Below are 18,995 nucleotides of genomic sequence, written 5' to 3'. Positions count from 1 at the left end.
AGGAACACACGTGAACCACCGCTCCCAGCTGGTCCGCAGAGCCGCCGCCATCGGCCTGTCGACCGTCGCGGTCTTCGGACTGCACTCCACCGCCGCGCAGGCGGCGCCCCCCGCCGACCCCGAGATCAAGGTCGTCGGAGGCACCCCCGCCAAGCAGGGCGAGTTCCCGTTCATGGTCCGCCTGTCCATGGGCTGTGGAGGCTCCCTCTACGCCAAGGACATCGTCCTGACCGCCGCGCACTGCGTGGACGGCTCGGGCCCGAACACCAGCATCACCGCCACCGCCGGTGTCGTGGACCTCCAGGACTCCGCCGCCGTCAAGGTCAAGTCCACCAAGGTCCTGCAGGCCCCCGGCTACAACGGGACCGGCAAGGACTGGGCCCTGATCAAGCTGGAGAAGCCGATCGAGAACCTGCCCACGCTGAAGATCGCCGAGAACGGCGACTTCGACAAGGACACCTTCGACGTCGCCGGCTGGGGGGCCGACAAGGAGGGCGGCCAGCAGCAGCGCTACCTGCTGAAGGCCCAGGTCCCGTTCGTGGACGACGCCACCTGCAAGAAGGCCTACTCCAGGCTGGTGGACGCCGAGGAGATCTGCGCCGGCATCATGGACACCGGCGGCGTGGACACCTGCCAGGGCGACTCCGGCGGCCCGATGTTCCGCAAGGACGCCGGGGACGAGTGGATCCAGGTCGGCATCGTCAGCTGGGGCGAGGGCTGCGCGCGGCCCGGTAAGCCCGGCGTCTACACCCAGGTGAGCCACTTCGCGGCCGAGATCAAGAAGGGCGCCGCCGAGCTCTGACGGCTCTGAGGACGTTCGCTCGAACCGGCGGGCCGGGCGGTGCTGGAATCTCAGCGCCGTTCCGGCCCGCCGGCGTTCTCGCCGAGGTAGCGGGCCACGATCTGGGCGATCAGCTGGGCGACCTGCTCGGGCGGCAGGGACGGCAGCACCAGATGGCTCATCGTCAGCCGGACGGCGGCGTCGGAGATCTCGGTCAGGGCCTGGACGTCCAGGTGGGGCCAGTGCCGCCGGGCGTGCTCGACCACCCGCGCGCTGGCGCTGAACAGGACGGGCTCGGCCTGCGTGGTGAGCAGGGGGAGCAGCTCGTCGCCGCCCGCGCCGGTCAGCACGACCTTCTTCAGCGGGTCGTCGGCCGACAGCTCCAGCGTGAAGCGCACGGCGGCCTCGACCGCCGAGTACAGGTCGGTGTGCTCGGCCAGGACCTGGTCGATGCCGTCCAGATACCGCTCGTTGTCGCGGATCACCACGGCCTGGGCCAGGCCCCATTTGTCGCCGAACTCGTTGTAGACGGTCTGGCGGCTCACGCCCGCCCGCGCCGCGACCTCCTGCATCCGGAGCCCCCGGTACCCGCGCTGGACCAGCAGGTCGGCGGCGGCGTCCAGCAGCGCGCCGCGCACCGAGCCACCCACGGTGCTCATCGCTCTTTCCCTCCGGGTCACCCGACGGCATTCCCGACGGTCATCATTATGATCGCTCGCCGCCGCCCCGCTCCCAAGCGAATCACCGCCCGTTCTCACATCGGCCGAACGAGCGGCATAATCGCCCACCATGCGAACAACGCGGAACTCGGCGTCGGGGAAGATGCTGCTTGTGGGGGTGTTCGTCGCCCTTCTCGCCATCGTGGTCACCGTCGTGGCGGTGACGGACACGTCCTCTCCCGACGAGGGGGACGTGGCCATCGGCAAGGCCGCCCCCGCCCGGACGACGTCCGAGGTTCCGGTGCTGGGGAAGGGCAAGATCCTGCCCGCCGACCGGTGGCCGAGCGCGTGCGAGCTGGTCGGGCGGACGGACGTCGAGGCCATCTTGCCCGAGGCCGAGGAGATCGAGCAGGAGAGCCGGCTGGTCGGCGTCAAGTCGATCGGCGAGTTCGCCGCCGACCCCGAGTGGAGCCAGGGCGCCCGCGCCGAGGCCGGGCAGTGCCTGTACGGCATGCGCCTGCCCGGTGAGACCTACCAGGCCACCCAGCTGTGGGTGCGCGTCCACGCGGTGGCCGACCCGGATCTGATCAGGCGCTACTACGAGGGCCAGCTCCTGGGCGTGACGGGCACCAACCAGAGTGCCCGCGGCGCGGACGCCTGTGCCCTCACCGGTCTGCGCGAGGGGAACTGGATCTGCCGCAAGGGCTCCGTGCTGTTCTCCGTGGGCGGCCAGACCACCGTGGCGTTCAAGGGGAAACCGGCTCCGGCCCCGTTCGTGTGGCGCGACGACGTCAACCCCCTGATCGTGGAGACGGTCGCCGCCAAGATCCGGTGACCGGGTGATCAGCGGGGCGGGTCTCCCTCCAGGACGCGCCGCCAGGCCGCGGTGAACAGGTCGGGGAGGGGGCGGCGGGGCCAGCAGGAGCCCGGGGCCCTGCCCTCGGCCAGCGGCGGGTCGCCCTTCCAGCTCTCCATCGGAAGCCACGGCTTCCCGGCGGGCTGCCAGCCGCCGGGCAGGAACGCGGTCCGCCCGGCGCGCGACCGCTTCTCCACGACCACCAGGCCGCGTGCCGACAGCTCCTCGACCGCCTTCTTGTGCCGCGCGGGGTTCCAGCGGTTCCACGCGCGCACGTTGCGGTCGGTCGGGCCGGGCAGGGCCAGCAACTGGAGGTAGAGCGCGGCGGGGCCGGTCTCAAGCCCGTGGTGGGCGGCGACCTCGTCCACGAGCGCGGGGACGCTCGCGCGCGGGTCGGACTCGCAGGCCCTGTCGGGCAGCGTCCGGGACCTGATGCGTTCCATCATCGCGCCGCACTCCTCGCCGAGCAGCCATTGGATCGACGCCACCAGCCCGTCCGGGGTGCCGAGCGTGTCGAGCAGGTGCCGGGAGCGGTCGTCGCGCAGAAACAGCGCGGGGCGGAAGAACAAGCGGGGGGAGTGCGCGGTCTCGGCCGCGACGGTGAGCCCGTCGTCGACCGTCGCGATCTCGATGGGGCCGGGGCCCCGGTAGGGCGCCGAGCCGAACCGCGAGCGCAGGGCGTCCAGCGAGGCGAACCCGAAGTCGGCCAGCCCGGCGGTGACGAGCAGGCCCGGGTGGCCGAGCCGCTCGCGGAGCAGGGCGAGCACCTCGGGGACACCGGCGCGGACGGGATCGCCGCCGGGAAGCTCGGCGTAGGCCCAGCGGGCGGCGGCGACCACGTCGTCGAGCAGGGCGCCGTACCAGTGGTGGCCGTCTCCGGCGCTGGTGACGCGCACCTGGGGCGGGCGGCCGGGGAGCCAGGAGTGCTGGTCGAGCCAGGTGTCGACGTTCGTGGTGAGCAGGGGCAGCGTGCCGGGCTCGGCCAGCGCGGCGCACATGACGGCGGCGGTGACGCCGTGGCCGCCCAGTTCGAGGGCGGACGTGGCGGCGGCGACGGTCTCCTCCGGCACCGCGACGCGCCGCCCCACCAGGGCGACCCAGCGCTCGGCCAGCCGTTCGGCGAGGTCGCGCTGCCCGCCGGGTTCCCAGAGCCCGGCCGGGTCGGCGGGTAGCGCGCCGGCCCACAGGTCGAGCCCCTGGTCCATCGTGAGGGCGCGGTCGAGCTCGGTGCGGGCGTCGTCGGCCTCGGCGGCCGTGAGGCCGAGGACCGCGCGCTCACCGTCGTCCAGGAAGGGCGGCCGGTACAGACGCACTCCCAGGACGCCCACGAGCAGCAGGGCGGCGGCGGGACGGCTCATACCGGTGCGCCGCGCCAGCAGCGAGGCGGCCTCGGGATCGAAGGGCGCGGGCCCCCTGTCGCGCACGAGTTCGAGGAGGGCGCGCAGTTGCGCGGCGTCGCCCCAGGTGAGCGGCGCGGCCTCGCGGTCGGCGAACAGCGTCCCGGCCCACACCTCCAGGACGGCCAGCAGCCGCGCGCGGCGCTCGTCGCGGGTGGCGGCGGCCACCGCCCGCAGCGCGAGGCCGCCGACACGGCCGACGAGCCCGTTGAGCCGGCCCGCGCCCGCCCGCAGCGCGTCGGCGCGGGCGGTGCCCGCCAGGTCACGCGCGCGGGCGTCGTCGAGCTGGACCTCGCGGATCAGCCCGGGCCGGTCGAGGCCGGGCCCGATCAGCCCGTTGAGCGCGTCGATGACGGCCAGGTCGTCGAGCGGGTGCGGCGGGACGGCCTCGGGCCCGGTCAGCCGCTCGCCCTCCGGCGACGTGACGAACGGGCGCAGCGCGGGGACCTTCCACAGCTCGACCGGGTCGCGGAAGGACGCGGCGACGCCGCGCAGCAGCGGCCCGAAGACCGGGTCGGCCACGGTGGCGGGCAGGTCTTCGCCGGGCTCGCGATGGCGGAGCCAGCGCGTCACGCCCAGCGACGCGCCGGGGCCCGGGTCGGCCACCGGGACGCCGTTGGCCAGGCAGGTCTCCAGCACGCGGACGTCGATCTCGCGGGCCCAGTGGTCGGTGCCGTCCAGGCGCACCGCGACGCCGTCCCCGGCCAGCCTGGCGCTCATACGGGGGATGAGGTCGAGCAGCGGCCGGGGCCTCTCGCCGATGACGCGGCTGGGGCGCCGCTGCATGGTCGCGTTGGTCAGCGGGTGCTGGACCGTCCGGGACAGCCATCCCGCGCGGCCGTCCAGGGGCTCGGACCCGGGGTCGCCGTCGCCGGTGAGGGCGTCGAGCGCCCCGCAGTCGTCGAGCACGTCGAGCCACCAGCCGTCGATGCCCTCGGGGGTGGGGAACAGGTCGAGCAGCCGGCCGCGGGTCTGGGGAGAGTCGCGCGCGACCTTCACCAGCGTGGGCCGCCACGCCTTCCACAGGGCGGCGGGGGCGTGGCGCGCCGCCGAGGTCGCCAGCAGCGCGTCGATGGCGCGGCGCTGCTCGGCGGTCTCGTCGCGCCCGGCGGCCTTGGCCAGCGCGGACAGCTGCCGGGGGAACTGCGCCCAGGGCGGCTGCCCGGCGCGGCCCCGGCGGACCGCGACCTCGATCAGCGCGTCGAGCGCCTCGCCCGCGGGGAACCGCTCGCGCAGCCCCGCCACGAACGGGGTGAGGGCCTTGGCGCTGAGCGCCCCGGCCTCGGCGAACTCCAGATGCGCGGCGAGCCAGACCGCGTCGTCGGACGGGACGCCGTGCTCGCGCTCGGCCTCGCGGGCGCGGCCGAACAGCACCGCCGCGCGCTTGGCGTCGCCCGCGGCGACCAGGGCGCGCCCGGCGTGGTCGAAGAACGCGGGCAGGTGCGCCGGGGGCAGGTCGCGCGCCAGCAGGTCGTAGGTGGCGGCGGCGTCGCTGGGACGGTCCCCGGCCGCCCGCTCCAGCCGGGCCGCGGTCGCCAGCGCGGTCTCGGCGTCGGCGGGGTGGCGCACCAGCGCCCAGGCGGGGTAGAGCCGGGTCTCGCGCACCTGCGGGGGGAGGGGGTCGACCGGGCGGCCGCGGTCGTCACGGCACCGGAGGACGGGCCCGTCCAGAGCGAGCTCGAAGCCGTTCCCCGCGGGCACCCAGATCAGCGTCGTCTGCGGCATGGCGGAATCCTGGCAGAGACCACCGACAAGCCCTATTCGACCGGGGATGCACGCGTTTCCGTGCGGACGCGGGGATGGCCGCGCACCTCGACCGGGGGCCCCGAGGCGATCACCTTTCCGGAGCTCAGGGCGTACAGGACGTCGCAGACGCCGATGACCGCCTCCAGGTCGTGCTCGGCGAGCAGGACCGCGAGGCCCTCGGCCGCCAGCTCGCGCAGCAGCACCTCGAGCGCGCGCGACTCGGCCACCGACAGCCCCGCCGACGGCTGGTCGAGCAGGAGCGCCCGGGGTTCGGCCGCCAGCGCCTTGGCCAGCTGGAGCAGCTGCGCCGGGCCGGGCGGCAGCGTCCGGGTGGGCGCGTGGGCGTGCTCGGCGATGCCGACGCGGTCGAGCAGCGCGTCGGCGGTCTCCTCGGCGCCGCGCCTGGCGTCGCGGCGCCACCGCCAGCGGTCGGCCGGGGTGCGCCCGCACCCGGGACGGCGCGCCATCCGGGCACGGGTCGCGGACAGGACGTGCTCGCGGACGGTCCGTCCCCGGGGCGCGGGCGGCTCCTGGAACGTGCGGGCGACGCCGGACTCGGCGGGGACGCCGTCGAGGAGCACCGTGCCGCGCGAGGGCCGCCGCCGTCCCGCCGCCACGTCGAGCAGCGTGGTCTTGCCCGCGCCGTCGGGGCCGACCAGGCCGGTCACGGTCGCCGGAGGGACGGCCAGGCAGACGTCGTCGATGGCGGTCACCCCGCCGAAGCGGACGGTGACGCCGGAGATCGTGAGCCCTGGCCGCTCGCTCGCCATCGCCTGGAACCTCCCGCGCGGTCGCTGTGATCTGGGTCACGGCGGCTGCTCACCCTACTGAGCCTTCGCGGCCACGATCAACCGCCCCGGGGACGTCCGCGCTGATCACGGTTCGGTTTCGTGCATGTCGGGAGTCTTGCCCGAAATCTGGACGTTTCGTAAATTCGGCGCGAACGGGGCAACCCCCTGATCTTCACGCGGTGGTCAACGTCGACCGTCCGGTTCCCTGCTCCCGGACTCGGGGCGGCGTGGCCGTCGCCCCTGACTCCTTGAGGAGACGCATGTCCGAGGTCAAACGCCGTGACCTTCTGGCAGGAGCCGCTGCCTTCGCCGGATTCGCGACCGTCGGGCTGCTGCCCGGTACGGCCGCCGCCGCGTCCCGTCACCGTCCGGGCGCGGTCAGCGCGCCGTCCCTGGGCCCCGGCGACAAGGCCGTCGTCGCCAAGGTGGACGCCAAGCGCGCGCTGAAGCATCTGCGGGTGCTGAGCGACGACATCGGCTGGCGGGTCTGCGGCACGCGCCAGGAGCACCGCGCCGCCAAGTACGCCGCGAGCGTCCTGCGGGACCTGGGCTACAAGGTGGAGCTGCAGCCCCTCCCCGTCCCCGACAAGAAGCTGGCCGAGCTGCGCGCCGGCGGCGCCCACTGGCAGAGCGCCGCCGCCCTCAGGGGCGGCGTCGGCCGGGTCAAGGGCGACATCGCCGACCTGGGCACCGCCACCGAGGCCACGGCCGACCTGACCGGCAAGGTGGCGCTGTTCACCCGCGTGGCCGGGCAGGAGCAGGCGCAGGCCAAGTCGGCCGCCGCCAAGGGCGCCAGGGCCGTGCTGATCGTGAACGTCCGCTCGACGACCTACCCCGAGCGCAAGGCGGCCTCGTTCGCGCCGAGCCTCACCGAGGACGTGGCGATCCCCGTGCTGGGCCTGGCCGAGTACCACGGGGCCGAGCTGCGCAAGGGCGTCACGCGCCTGTCGCTGGAGGTGACCAGCCTCACCGGCCTCACCTCCTACAACGTGCTGGCCTCGCGCAAGGCCACGCTGCCCAACCCGGACGGCAAGGCCGTCATGATCAGCGCGCACTACGACAGCGTCCCCGGCTCGCCCGGCGGCAACGACGACGGCAGCGGCTCGGCCCTGTGCCTGGAGCTGGCCCGCGTGCTGCGGCACCTGCCCACCCAGCAGGACATCCGCATCAGCCTGTGGGGCGCGGAGGAGATCGGCCTGGTGGGCGCCCGCCACTACGTCAAGGGCCTGGACGCCGCGGGCGTCGGGCAGATCACCGGCGTCTTCCAGAACGACATGATCGCCACCAGCCACCCCCCGGCGGGCACCTACTGGCTGCTGTCGGTGGACGGCAAGGTGAACACCACCACGGCCGCCATCACCGCCGCCGCCGAGCGCCTGGGCTACACCGGCCAGACCAAGGGCCCGGTCGCGCGCGGCTCCAGCGACCACGAGGCGTTCTTCGAGCGCGGGATCGCCGCCGGAAACTTCAGCTGGCGCGGCGAGGAGGCCCCCAGCCAGCTGGAGCCCGTCTACCACACCCCCGAGGACACCGTGGCGGGCAACATCAGCCTCCAGCGCCTCCAGGTGTCACTCGAGCTCATCGGCTGCGCCGCCTACGAGGTGGCCCGCCACAAGTGATCGCCGACCGGCTTGACCGGTCATTTCGGCTACGCTCCGTGAGGCCCGGAATGGGGGTCTCACGGAGCGTGTTCGTCCGCGTCGAGTAGAGTCTCCTGTTTGGCGGTTGGGGTGGTCTTGTGACGAGACGGCCGCCGTTCGTCAAACTTCAGGGGAACTCTTGCTGACATTGCCTGCCGTCGCCCAGGGCGCGGTCTTCGCCTCGCGCGATTCCGCGGCTCGGGCCCGCACCTTGTTGGACGTCCTCGACGCGACCGCGCTGCGGTTCCCGTATGAGCCCGCCCTCGACGACGGAGCCGTCCGGCTCGACTACGACACGCTCAAATCCGAGGCCAGGCGGCTCGCCAAGGAGCTGGAGCAGGCCGGGATCGGCCGTGGAGACCGCGTCGGCATCCGGGTCCCCTCCGGCACCGCCGACCTGTACATCGCGATCCTGGGCGTCCTCACCTGCGGCGCGGCCTACGTCCCCGTCGACGCCGACGACCCCGACGAGCGCGCCGCGATGGTGTTCGGCGAGGCCGGGGTCTGCGCGGTCATCGGCGCCGAGCGGGTCGTGACGCCGTGCGGCACGCCCGGCGGCCGCACCGGGCGGCCGGAACCGGACGACGACGCCTGGATCATCTTCACCTCCGGCTCGACCGGCCGCCCCAAGGGCGTGGCCGTGACCCACCGCAGCGCCGCCGCGTTCGTCGACGCCGAGGCCCGGCTGTTCCCGGCCCGGCCGTCCGACCGCGTGCTGGCCGGGCTGTCGGTGGCCTTCGACGCCTCCTGCGAGGAGATGTGGCTGGCCTGGCGGCACGGCGCCTGCCTGGTGCCCGCGCCCCGCTCGCTGGTCAGGACGGGCATGGACCTCGGCCCCTGGCTGGCGGGCCAGGGCATCACCGTGGTGTCCACGGTGCCCACGCTGGCCTCGCTGTGGCCGGTCGAGACCCTCGCGGGCATCCGGCTGCTGATCTTCGGCGGCGAGGCGTGCCCGCCCGAGCTGGCCGCCCGCCTGGCCGTCGACGGCCGCCAGGTCTGGAACACCTACGGACCCACCGAGGCCACCGTCGTGGCCTGCGCCGCCCCCCTGGACGGCGCGGGGCCCGTCCGCATCGGCCTCCCGCTGGACGGCTGGGACCTCGCCGTCGTCGACGCCGCAGGAGAGCCCGTGGCCTGGGGCGAAACCGGCGAGCTGGTCATCGGCGGCGTGGGGCTGGCGCGCTACCTCGACCCGGCCAAGGACGCCGAGAAGTACGCGCCCCTGCCGTCCCTGGGCTGGAGCCGCGCCTATCGCAGCGGCGACCTGGTCAGGGCCGAGCGCGACGGGCTGGTCTTCGTCGGCCGCGCCGACGAGCAGATCAAGCTGGGCGGCCGCCGGATCGAGCTCGGCGAGGTCGACGCCGCCCTCCAGGCCCTGCCGGGCGTGACGGGCGCGGCCGCCGCCGTGCGCGGCGCGGGCGGCCAGTTGCTGGTCGGCTACGTGGTGACCGCGCCCGGCTTCGACGAGGACGCCGCCCGCGAGCGGCTCGCCGAGACCCTGCCCGCCGCCCTGGTGCCCCGCCTGGCCCGGGTCGACGACCTGCCGACCCGCACCTCGGGCAAGGTCGACCGCGACGCGCTGCCCTGGCCCCTGCCCGGCGCCGAGGAACGCGCGGACGCGCCGATGTCCGAGCCCGAGCGCTGGCTGGCCGAGCGCTGGGCCGAGGTCCTGGGCGAGGCTCCGGCCGCCCCCGACGCCGAGTTCTTCGCGCTGGGCGGCAGCAGCCTCGGCGCGGCCCGCCTGGTGTCGGTGCTGCGCCCCCGCTACCCGTCCGTCGCCGTCGGTGACATCTACGAGCACCCGACCCTGCGGGCTCTCGCGGCCCACCTCGGCGAGGCGGACGCCCGTACCGCCCCCCGGGCGGTCGTCTCCGACCGCGTGGTGAAGCCCGTCCCGCGTCGCGCGGCCCTGATCCAGGCCCTGCTGATGGTGCCGTTGCTCACACTCGGTTCTCTACGCTGGGTGACCGGGCTGGCGGCCTTCAACAATCTCGCCGGCGTCCCCTGGGCTCCCGCTGTCTCGTGGTGGTGGGTGCTCGCGGGGGCGGTCCTGTTCGTCTCGCCCGCCGGGCGCATGGCCATCTCCGCCGGAGGCGCGCGGCTGCTGCTGCGCGGTCTGGAACCCGGCGCCCACCCGCGCGGCGGCTCGGTGCACCTGAGGCTGTGGACGGCCGAGCAGCTCGCCGCCCGGCTCGGCGCCGCCGAGCTGTCGGGCGCGCCCTGGTTCGCGACCTACGCGCGGGCGCTCGGCGCCCGGATCGACCCCGACGTCGACCTGCACTCGCCGCCGCCGATCACCGGTCTGCTCCGGGTCGGGCGCGAGGCCGCCGTCGAGCCCGAGGTCGACCTGAGCGGGCACTGGATCGACGGCGACGTCGTCCGGATCGGCGCGATCAGGATCGGCGCGGGCGCCACGGTCGGCGCCAGGGCCGTGCTGTTCCCCGGTACACGAGTCGGCAAGAACGCGCAGGTGGCGCCCGGCGCCGCCGTCACCGGACGGGTGCCCGCCGGGCAGCGCTGGGCCGGAGCGCCCGCCGAGCGGAGCGGCAAGGCCCGCGTCCGCCGCGACGAGCGCCCGCCCCGCAGGCGCCGCTGGGCCGCGGCCTACGCGGTGACCGCCCTCGGCCTGAGCCTGCTCCCGCTGGCCGCCGCCCTGCCGGGCGTGGCCGTCCTCGGATACTTCCTGCGCGGCACGACCTCGCTGGGCGCCGCGCTCACCACGGCGCTGGCCGCCGTGCCGCTGGCCACGCTGGCGGGCATGGCCTCCTTCGCCCTGGCGACCCTGGTCTGCGTGCGGCTGCTGGCCGTCGGCCTGCGCGAGGGCGACCACCCGGTGCACAGCCGCCAGGCCTGGCAGGCCTGGGCGACCAGCCGGCTGATGGCCGCCGCGCGGATCTGGCTGTTCCCGCTGTACGCGAGCATCCTCACGCCCGCCTGGCTGCGGGCGCTGGGCATGAAGGTCGGCCGCGACGTCGAGCTGTCGACGGTGCTGGCGCTGCCCACGATGACCACCGTGGCCGACGGCGCGTTCCTGGCCGACGACACGATGGTGACCCCCTACGAGCTGGGCGGCGGCCGGATGCGCGTCGCGCGGGCCCGCATCGGCAAGCGCGCCTTCCTCGGCAACTCCGGCATGACCGGGCCGGGCCGCAAGGTCCCCAAGGGCGGCCTGATCGGTGTGCTGTCCGCCGCGCCCAAGAAGGCCAAGGCCGGGGCGACCTACCTCGGTATGCCCCCGGTGCGGCTGCGCCGCACCGCCGAGTCGGGCGACCAGTCGCGCACCTACCGGCCGCCCCGGCGCCTCAAGGTCGCCCGCGCGGTGGTCGAGGCGTGCCGGGTCGTCCCGGCGATGTGCACGGTCGCGGTCGGCGTCCTGGCCGTCGCGGCGACGCAGTGGCTGGCCGCCGCCTACGGGTTCGGCGTCGCCGCCCTGCTCGGGGGAGCGGTCCTCATCGGCGCGGGTGTGCTGGCCGCCGCCGTGGCGACCGCCGCCAAGTGGCTGCTGCTCGGCCGCGTCGCGGCGGGCGAGCGGCCGCTGTGGAGCTCCTTCGTCTGGCGCAACGAGCTGGCCGACAACTTCGTCGAGGTGCTCGCCGCGCCCTGGTTCGCCGAGCCGTGGCTGGGCACCGCGCCCCTGAACCTGTGGCTGCGCTCGCTGGGCGCCCGCGTCGGACGGGGCGTGTGGTGCGGCACCTACTGGCTTCCCGAGGCCGACCTGATCGCCCTCGGCGACGGCGCGACCGTCAACCAGGGCTGCGTCCTGCAGACCCATCTGTTCCACGACCGGATCATGAGCATCGATACGGTCGTGCTCGAACGGGGCGCGACGCTAGGCTCCAACGGGGTCGTCCTCCCGGCGGCCCTGGTCGGGGCGGACGCCACGGTCGGACCTGCCTCACTGGTGATGCGCGGCGAGCAGCTGCCCGCGCGGACCCGCTGGCTCGGCAACCCGATCGCGGCCTGGGCCCCCGACGACGACGAGTGATCCGGAGGGTCCGAGCGTGCCGCGGTGCACCTATTTTCCCGAACGCGGCAGCGACGGATACGGAGTCGAGCACTACGACCTGGCCCTGGAGTACCGGGTCGGCCCCAACCGGCTCGCCGCCACCGCGCGGCTGTCGGCCGTGGCCGCCGAGCGGCTCGACCGGTTCGAGCTCGATCTGGGACCGTTCCGCATCGCGCGGGTCCTGGTCGACGGCAGACCGGCCAAGTTCCGGCACCGCCGCACCCGGCTCCACGTCACCCCGGCCAAGGCGGTCCCGGCCGGGGCGCGGTTCCTGGTCGAGGTCCGCTACTCGGGCAACCCGAACCCCGTCTCCAGCCACTGGGGCGGCCTCGGGTGGGAGCAGCTCACCGACGGGTCCCTGGTCGCCGGGCAGCCGATCGGCGCCCCGTCCTGGTTCCCGTGCAACGACCGTCCCGACGACAAGGCCGCCTACCGGATCTCGGTGACGACCGCGTCGGGGTACCACGTGGTGTCCAACGGCGGTCTGGCCGCCAAGACCTCCTCCGGCGCGACCACCACGTGGGTGTACGAGCAGGACGAGCCCATGGCGACCTACCTGGCCAGCGTCCAGATCGGCCGCTACCAGAGCGTCGAGGTGGCGGGCGCCGTCCCGCAGCGGCTGGTCTACCCCGGCGCCGTGCGCGACCGGGTCAGGTACGACTTCGGCCGCCAGCACGAGATGATCACGGCCTTCACCGAGCTGTTCGGGCCCTACCCCTTCCCGTCCTACACCGTCGTGATCACCGCGGACGACCTGGAGATCCCGGTCGAGGCGCAGGGGATGTCGACGTTCGGCGCCAACCACGTCGACGGGCGGCGCGGCAGCGAGCGGCTGGTCGCGCACGAGCTGGCGCACCAGTGGTTCGGCAACAGCCTCACGCTGGGCCGCTGGAAGGACATCTGGCTGCACGAGGGGTTCGCCAGCTACGCCGAGTGGCTCTGGTCGGAGGTCTCGGGCGGCGAGACCGCCGCCGCGCACGCGGCCCGCTGGCACGCGCGCCTGTCGCGGCTGCCCCAGGACCTCGTCCTGGCCGATCCCGGCCCCCGCGACATCTTCGACGACCGCGTCTACAAGCGCGGAGCGCTGACCCTGCACGCCCTGCGCGAGGCGATGGGCGACGACGCGTTCTTCTCCATGCTGCGCGTGTGGACGTCCCAGAACCGGCACGGCACGGTCACCACCGAAGACTTCACCGTCCTGGCCGGACGCCACGCCGCCCCCGCGTTGCTGGAGGGCTGGCTTTATCAGGAGGCACTGCCGCGCCTGTGACGGGTAGAGTGGTCGGCTTTGCCGCCACCCGCTCTCACCCCGGAGGTCTGTTCGCATGCCCACCGACGCGCAGGAGACCGGCGGCGACGAGGTGCTCGCCGCCGAGCGCGCCCACCTGGCCGAGTCACGTGCCGCCCTGCGCCGCATGCGCGAGTACGCGCGGGGCCTCTCGGCCGACATGGCGGCCGACTGGGTCTCCAGGCAGATCCTGGAGTCGCTGCTCGACAAGCGCGTCGCCGCGCTCGCCGACCATCCCGACACCCCGCTGTTCTTCGGCCGCCTCGACGCCGACGGCGCCGACACGGAGGTCCCGCCCACGATCCATGTGGGGCGCCGCCACGTGCACGACGGCGACGAGGGGCGTCCGCTGGTCCTCGACTGGCGCGCCCCGATCTCGCGGGCGTTCTACCAGGCGGGGCCGGACGAGCCGATGGGCTGGCGGCTGCGCCGCCGCTTCGGGTTCCGGGGCGGCGAGCTGACCGCCTTCGAGGACGAGCCGCTGGACGGCCGCGCGCTCGGCCCGTCCACGATCCTCACCGACGAGATCGAGCGGCCCCGCACCGGGCCGATGCGCGACATCGTCGCCACCATCCAGCCCGAGCAGGACTCCATCGTCCGGGCGGAGCTGCCCCGCACCGTCTGCGTCCAGGGCGCGCCCGGCACCGGCAAGACCGCCGTCGGCCTGCACCGCGCCGCCTACCTGCTGTTCACGCACCGCGAGCGGCTCTCGCGGTCGGGCGTCCTGATCGTCGGGCCGAACCGGGCGTTCCTGTCCTACATCTCGGCCGTGCTGCCCGCGCTCGGCGAGGTCCGCGTCGACCAGGCCACGATCGACGACCTGCTCGGCGCGCCGCTGGCCGCCGAGCCCGCCGCGACGGGCGCGCTCAAGGGCGACGCCCGGATGGCCGCGGTGCTGGACCGGGCGCTGTGGCGGCATCTGCGCAGGCCGGAGGAGGGCCTGGTCGTCACGCGCGGCGCGTCCCGATTCCGGCTGGCCGACCACGAGGTCAGGGAGATCGCCGCGTCCCTGCGCGGCACGATGCGCTACGGCAACGGCCGGGCGGCGTTCGCGCAGCGGCTCGCCCACCAGATCCTGATCAGGATGGAGCAGCGCGGCGAGGCGCCCGACGACCGCGTCCAGGACCAGGTGGCCAGGTCCAAGCCCGTCAAGGCGCTGGTCGAGCTGGTGTGGCCCAAGGTGACCGCCGAACAGGTGCTGTTCCGGCTCTGCTCCGACGCCGGGTTCCTGCGCGGCGCGGCCAAGGGCGTCCTGGACGACGACGAGCAGCGCGCGCTCGTGTGGGCCAAGCCCGCCAGGTCGCACCGCACCGTGAAGTGGACGGCCGCCGACCGCGCCCTGCTGGACGAGCTGAACGACCTGATCGAGCGGACGTCCTCGCTCGGTCATCTGGTCGTGGACGAGGCGCAGGACCTGTCGGCCATGCAGCTCAGGGCGCTGGGCCGCCGCTGCGGCACCGGCTCGGCCACCGTCCTGGGCGACCTGGCGCAGGGCACCACCGCCTGGTCGGCCCGCTCCTGGAAGGAGGTGCTGCACCATCTGGGGCAGGAGGGCGACGTCACCGAGCTGACGCTGGGGTTCCGCGTCCCGGGGCCCGTGCTGGACTTCGCGGCCCGGCTGCTGCCGGAGATCGCGCCCGAGCTGGAGCCGCCGCGCTCGCTGCGCGCCGGAACCGGCGCGTTGGACGTGCGGCGCGTCCCCGACCAGGTCGCCGGGGCCGTGGCCGCCTGCCGTGAGGCGCTGGACCGGGAGGGCTCGATCGGGCTGATCGTCCCCGACGCGGCCGTGCCCGCCCACGCGGCGGCGCTGGAGTCCGCCGGGCTCGATCACGGGGTGCTGGGCCCGGAGTCCGACGGGTTGGGGCGGCTGCTGGTCGTCCCCGCGTCGCTGGCCAAGGGCCTGGAGTACGACCATGTGGTCGTGGCCGGGCCCGCCGAGATCGTGGCGGCCGAGACGCGCGGGCTCGCGCGGCTCTACGTGGTGCTGACCCGGGCGGTCTCGACGCTGACCGTGGTGCACGAGTCCGATCTGCCCGCCCGGCTCGTTGACGTTCTAGAACGAGATTCGTAATGTTCTCGCGTGACCACAGCGGAGCCTGACGCAGAGCACCTGAGCACCCGGGTCGAGGAGTTCCTCGCCGACCACGACCCCGCCGGGACGGAACCACTGGAGTTCCTGCGCGCCAGGTTCGACGCCGGGCTCGCCTGGGTCCACTACCCCGAAGGACTCGGCGGCCTCGGCGCCCCGCGCGTCCTGCAGACCGGCGTCGACGCCGCCTTCGACGCGGCCGGGGCGCCGCGCAACCACCCCGAACGCAACCTCATCGGGCTCGGGATGGCGGCGCCGACGATCCTGGCGTTCGCCCCCGACGCGCTGAAGCGGCGGCTCCTGCGCCCGCTGTGGACCGGCGAGGAGATCTGGTGCCAGCTCTTCAGCGAGCCCGGCGCCGGATCCGACCTGGCGGCGCTGGGCACCCGCGCCGTCAGGGACGGCGACCACTGGCTGGTCAGCGGCCAGAAGGTGTGGACGTCCATGGCCCACGAGGCGTCCTGGGCCATCCTGGTCGCGCGCACCGACCCCGAGGTGCCCAAGCACCGGGGCATGACCTACTTCGTGTGCGACATGCGTGCCCCCGGCGTCGAGGTGCGGCCGCTGCGGCAGATCACCGGCGAGGCCGAGTTCAACGAGGTCTTCCTGACCGACGTGCGGATCCCCGACGAGCACCGGCTGGGGGAGGTGGGGCAGGGCTGGCGGGTCGCGACGACCACGCTGATGAACGAGCGGGTCGCGATCGGCGGCGGCGCGGCCCCGCGCGAGGGCGGCATGATCGGCGTGGTGGCCGGGCTCTGGCGCGACCGTCCCGACCTGCGCACCCCCGGGCTGCACGACGCGCTGATGCGGCAGTGGGTCGCGGCCGAGGCCGCGCGCGTCACCGGGGAGCGGCTCCGGCTCCAGCTCAACGCGGGCCTTCCGGGCCCCGAGGGCTCGGCCGTCAAGCTCGCCTTCGCCCGGCTCAACCAGGAGATCTCCGGCCTTGAGCTGGAGATCCTGGGCGACGAGGGCCTGCGCTACGACGACTGGACGATGCGCCGCCCCACCGAGGTCGACTTCACCCGCCGCTCGCCCGGCTACCGCTACCTGCGGGCCAAGGGCAACTCGATCGAGGGCGGCACCTCGGAGATCCTGCGCAACATCATCGCCGAGCGGATCCTCGGCCTGCCCGGCGAGATCCGGGTCGACAAGGACGTCGCGTGGAAGGACCTGCCCAAGTGAGCGGCCTGCTCTACACCGAGATCGAGGACGACCTGCGCGCGGGCGTCCGTTCCCTGCTGGCCGACAAGGCGCCCTGGGCGCACGTCCTGGCGGGTACCGAGAAGGACGAGCCGTACGACGCCGCGCTGTGGCGAGACCTGACCGCCATGGGCGTGACCGGCCTCCCGGTGCCCGAGGGGGCGGGCGGGGGCGGCGCGTCCTGGCGCGAGACCGCCGTCGTCATGGAGGAGCTCGGCCGGGCCGTCGCGCCGGTGCCGTTCCTCACCGGCGCCGTGATGGGCGTGGCCGCGCTGCTGTCGGCCGGGGACGGGGAGCTGCTGGCGCGGGCCGCCTCGGGGGAGGGGATCGCCGTCCTGGCCGTCCCGTTCGGGGCGGGGCCCGGCGTGCCCGAGGCGTCCGTCCGCGCCGAGGGTGGACGGCTGACCGGCGAGGTCCGCGGGGTCGCGGACGGGGCCGCGGCCGCCGTGCTCCTCGTCCCGGCGGCCGGTGCCCTGTACGCGGTGGACGCCGCCGAGGCCGCACGGACGCCGGTGACGTCCCTGGACATGACCCGGCGGCTGACCGACCTGGCGTTCTCGGACGTCCCCGCGCGCGAGATCGCCGCCGGGCCGGACGCCGTCGCCGCCGCGCTCACCGCCGGTGCCGCGATGCTGGCCTCCGAGCAGCTCGGCCTGGCCGAGGCGTGCCTGGAGACCACGGTCGCCTACGTGAAGACGCGCTACCAGTTCGGGCGTCCGGTCGGCTCCTACCAGGCGCTCAAGCACCGCCTCGCCGACCTGTGGGCCTCGGTCACCCAGGCCCGCGCCGTGGCCAGGAACGCCGCCGACGCGCTGGCGTCGGGCTCCGGCGATCTCGGCGTGCGGGTCGCGGTCGCCCAGGCGCACTGCTCGGCCACCGCGGTAACGGCGGCCGAGGAGTGCGTCCAGATGCACGGCGGCATCGGGTTCACCTGGGAGCACCCGGCCCACCTCTACCTCAAGCGGGCCAAGAGCGCGGCCATCGGCCTGGGCACCCCCGACCGGCACCGGGCGGCGCTGGCGGAGCTGGTCAGCCTTCCTCCGGCTCGATGAACTGCATGTCGAGCACGACGGTCACGGCGTCGCCGACCACGGCGTCGCCCGCGCCGAACGTCAGGCCGTAGTCCCTGCGGCTGATCTTGCCGCGCGCCTCGAACCCGGCGTGCGGCTTTCCGTCGACGGCCGACTCCACCACGCCGCCGAACTCGACCTCGAGGCTCACCGGACGGGTGACGTCGCCGATGGTCAGCTCGCCGTCGAGCGTCCAGTCGTCGCCCTTGCCCTCGACACGGGTCGAGACGAAGGTCATGGTGGGCCGCCTGGCCACGTCGAGCAGCTCGGGCGACCTGACGTGCTCGTCGCGCATGGCGTTGCCGGTGTCGATCGAGGCCAGCGCGATCCGCGCGGTGACCGAGAAGTCGCCGAGCGCGGGGCCCGCGACGAGCCCGGCCTCGAACTCGGCGAACTGGCCGCGCACCTTGGAGATCCCCAGGTGCCGGACGGTGAAGTTCACGGCGGAGTGCATGGGGTCGAGCACCCAGGTGCCCGGCTTGAGCGGAAGAGGAGTCGTGGTCGTGTTCATGGAGCCAACCATGGCCGCGCGGCCGCCAGAGAGGGAGGCCGTGCCTAGACGGGCCCTGACAGGGCCACCCTGCGGGACGCCCGGGCGGGTACGTTCGTCCTGTGAGTGGGAACGAACTGGGACTCTTCCTCCGCGCGCGCCGTGAGGCCGTCACCCCCGAGGACGTCGGCATGCCCGCCGGGACGCGCCGCCGCACGCCCGGCCTGCGCCGGACGGAACTGGCCACCCTCGCCGGGATCAGCGTGGAGTACCTCGCCCGCCTGGAGCAGGGCCGCGACCGCCGTCCGTCCGCCCAGGTGCTGGCCGCCATCGCCGACGCGCTGCTGATGAGCCCGGAGGACCGCCAGCGGCTCCGCCATGTCGCCAAGCTGGCCAACGGCGAGATCGGCGTCTTCTGTCCCGGTTCGGAGCCCCCGGCCCGCTCGGTCAGGCCGACCGTCCGGGCGCTGCTGGCCGGTCTGGAGCCCGCGCCCGCCGTCCTGCTGAACCGGCTCAGCGACGTGCTGGCCCACACCCCGGCCTACGAGCGCCTGACCCGTCCGCTCGGCCTACTGGACGGCGACCCGCCGAACCTGGCCCGCTTCACCTTCACCGACCCCCGCGCCCGCGAGGTCTACCCGGACTGGGGCCGGGTGGCCGACGCCCGCGCCGGCGACCTGGTGATGGACTCGGCGCCGTGCGACCCGCACGTCGCCGAGCTGGCCGAGGACCTGACGGTGACCGTCGGGGCGCCGTTCAGCGACCGCCTGAACGACCCGGACGCCGCGACCCGCCGAAGCGGCATCGAGCGGGTGGCCCACCCCGAGGTCGGGGAGCTGAACCTGGCCTTCGAGACCCTGCTGCTCCCCGACGCCAACGACCAGCGCATCCTGGTCTACCTCGCGGCCGACGAGGCGGCCTCGGCCGCGCTGGACCGCCTCAACGGCCGCCACCCGGGAACCCTCCGTGCCGTCTGACC

13 protein-coding genes are annotated in these 18,995 nt (G+C 74.7%); 9 read left to right on the top strand and 4 right to left on the bottom strand.

Annotation, left to right across the window (positions count from 1 at the left end; all coding sequences use genetic code 11):
- Positions 1–10: 10 nt before the first annotated feature.
- Positions 11–802 carry a S1 family peptidase gene (locus ACQPY4_RS22335; RefSeq protein ID WP_433323606.1) on the top strand — a complete coding sequence of 264 codons (792 nt, stop codon included), beginning with the start codon at positions 11–13 and terminating at the stop codon, positions 800–802.
- A 50-nt stretch (positions 803–852) separates the two neighbouring features.
- Here the strand turns inward: ACQPY4_RS22335 and ACQPY4_RS22330 are convergent, their stop codons facing one another.
- Positions 853–1,440 (bottom strand): TetR/AcrR family transcriptional regulator, encoded by a 588-nt coding sequence (locus tag ACQPY4_RS22330; protein WP_433323604.1) that lies wholly within the window; start codon positions 1,438–1,440, stop codon positions 853–855.
- Between the two features lie 130 nt (positions 1,441–1,570).
- Between ACQPY4_RS22330 and ACQPY4_RS22325 the strand changes: the two genes are divergently transcribed.
- Entirely contained in the window at positions 1,571–2,275 is a 705-nt protein-coding gene (locus tag ACQPY4_RS22325) for a hypothetical protein (RefSeq protein ID WP_433323602.1), read from the top strand.
- Between the two features lie 8 nt (positions 2,276–2,283).
- On the opposite strand, the gene ACQPY4_RS22320 is transcribed toward ACQPY4_RS22325, so the two are convergent.
- Both ACQPY4_RS22320 and ACQPY4_RS22315 read right to left on the bottom strand, forming a co-directional pair.
- On the bottom strand, positions 2,284–5,418 hold the full coding sequence (locus tag ACQPY4_RS22320; protein WP_433323600.1) for a hypothetical protein: 3,135 nt from the start codon (positions 5,416–5,418) through the stop codon (positions 2,284–2,286).
- A gap of 32 nt (positions 5,419–5,450) precedes the next feature.
- Positions 5,451–6,209 carry an ATP-binding cassette domain-containing protein gene (locus ACQPY4_RS22315; RefSeq protein ID WP_433323598.1) on the bottom strand — a complete coding sequence of 253 codons (759 nt, stop codon included), beginning with the start codon at positions 6,207–6,209 and terminating at the stop codon, positions 5,451–5,453.
- Between the two features lie 281 nt (positions 6,210–6,490).
- Between ACQPY4_RS22315 and ACQPY4_RS22310 the strand changes: the two genes are divergently transcribed.
- The 6 genes from ACQPY4_RS22310 (at position 6,491) to ACQPY4_RS22285 (ending at position 17,508) form a co-directional block, all read left to right on the top strand.
- Entirely contained in the window at positions 6,491–7,849 is a 1,359-nt protein-coding gene (locus tag ACQPY4_RS22310) for a M28 family peptidase (protein WP_433323596.1), read from the top strand.
- A gap of 160 nt (positions 7,850–8,009) precedes the next feature.
- A complete protein-coding gene (locus ACQPY4_RS22305; protein WP_433323594.1) occupies positions 8,010–11,855 on the top strand; it encodes a Pls/PosA family non-ribosomal peptide synthetase in 3,846 nt (1,281 codons plus the stop codon).
- A gap of 16 nt (positions 11,856–11,871) precedes the next feature.
- The gene (locus ACQPY4_RS22300) at positions 11,872–13,146 is read left to right on the top strand and encodes a M1 family metallopeptidase (RefSeq protein WP_433323592.1); all 1,275 of its coding nucleotides are present in this window, start codon (positions 11,872–11,874) and stop codon (positions 13,144–13,146) included.
- Between the two features lie 55 nt (positions 13,147–13,201).
- Positions 13,202–15,235: a HelD family protein gene (locus ACQPY4_RS22295; RefSeq protein WP_433323590.1), complete on the top strand. Its 2,034-nt coding sequence runs from the start codon at positions 13,202–13,204 to the stop codon at positions 15,233–15,235.
- A gap of 9 nt (positions 15,236–15,244) precedes the next feature.
- Entirely contained in the window at positions 15,245–16,438 is a 1,194-nt protein-coding gene (locus ACQPY4_RS22290; protein ID WP_433323588.1) for an acyl-CoA dehydrogenase family protein, read from the top strand.
- Positions 16,435–17,508 carry an acyl-CoA dehydrogenase family protein gene (locus ACQPY4_RS22285; protein WP_433323586.1) on the top strand — a complete coding sequence of 358 codons (1,074 nt, stop codon included), beginning with the start codon at positions 16,435–16,437 and terminating at the stop codon, positions 17,506–17,508. The genes ACQPY4_RS22290 and ACQPY4_RS22285 overlap by 4 nt, the downstream gene beginning before the upstream one ends.
- On the opposite strand, the gene ACQPY4_RS22280 is transcribed toward ACQPY4_RS22285, so the two are convergent.
- Positions 17,486–18,037 (bottom strand): YceI family protein, encoded by a 552-nt coding sequence (locus ACQPY4_RS22280; protein ID WP_433323584.1) that lies wholly within the window; start codon positions 18,035–18,037, stop codon positions 17,486–17,488. The two genes, ACQPY4_RS22285 and ACQPY4_RS22280, sit on opposite strands and share 23 nt — an antisense overlap.
- A gap of 101 nt (positions 18,038–18,138) precedes the next feature.
- Between ACQPY4_RS22280 and ACQPY4_RS22275 the strand changes: the two genes are divergently transcribed.
- A complete protein-coding gene (locus tag ACQPY4_RS22275; protein ID WP_433323582.1) occupies positions 18,139–18,993 on the top strand; it encodes a helix-turn-helix domain-containing protein in 855 nt (284 codons plus the stop codon).
- Positions 18,994–18,995: the final 2 nt, after the last annotated feature.

Origin of the sequence: Spirillospora sp. CA-294931, assembly GCF_050946795.1 — a bacterium.
Lineage (GTDB): Bacteria > Actinomycetota > Actinomycetes > Streptosporangiales > Streptosporangiaceae > Spirillospora.
Note: the sequence above shows the minus strand (reverse complement) of the source record. Positions and strands in the feature narration are given on the sequence as shown.

What these genes read in the sequence shown, in the direction of transcription:
- ACQPY4_RS22330 (WP_433323604.1), bottom strand. Translation starts at nt 1,440, where the DNA reads ATGAGCACCGTGGGTGGCTCGGTGCGCGGCGCGCTGCTGGACGCCGCC.
- ACQPY4_RS22325 (WP_433323602.1), top strand. Translation starts at nt 1,571, where the DNA reads ATGCGAACAACGCGGAACTCGGCGTCGGGGAAGATGCTGCTTGTGGGG.
- ACQPY4_RS22320 (WP_433323600.1), bottom strand. Translation starts at nt 5,418, where the DNA reads ATGCCGCAGACGACGCTGATCTGGGTGCCCGCGGGGAACGGCTTCGAG.
- ACQPY4_RS22315 (WP_433323598.1), bottom strand. Translation starts at nt 6,209, where the DNA reads ATGGCGAGCGAGCGGCCAGGGCTCACGATCTCCGGCGTCACCGTCCGC.
- ACQPY4_RS22310 (WP_433323596.1), top strand. Translation starts at nt 6,491, where the DNA reads ATGTCCGAGGTCAAACGCCGTGACCTTCTGGCAGGAGCCGCTGCCTTC.
- ACQPY4_RS22295 (WP_433323590.1), top strand. Translation starts at nt 13,202, where the DNA reads ATGCCCACCGACGCGCAGGAGACCGGCGGCGACGAGGTGCTCGCCGCC.
- ACQPY4_RS22280 (WP_433323584.1), bottom strand. Translation starts at nt 18,037, where the DNA reads ATGAACACGACCACGACTCCTCTTCCGCTCAAGCCGGGCACCTGGGTG.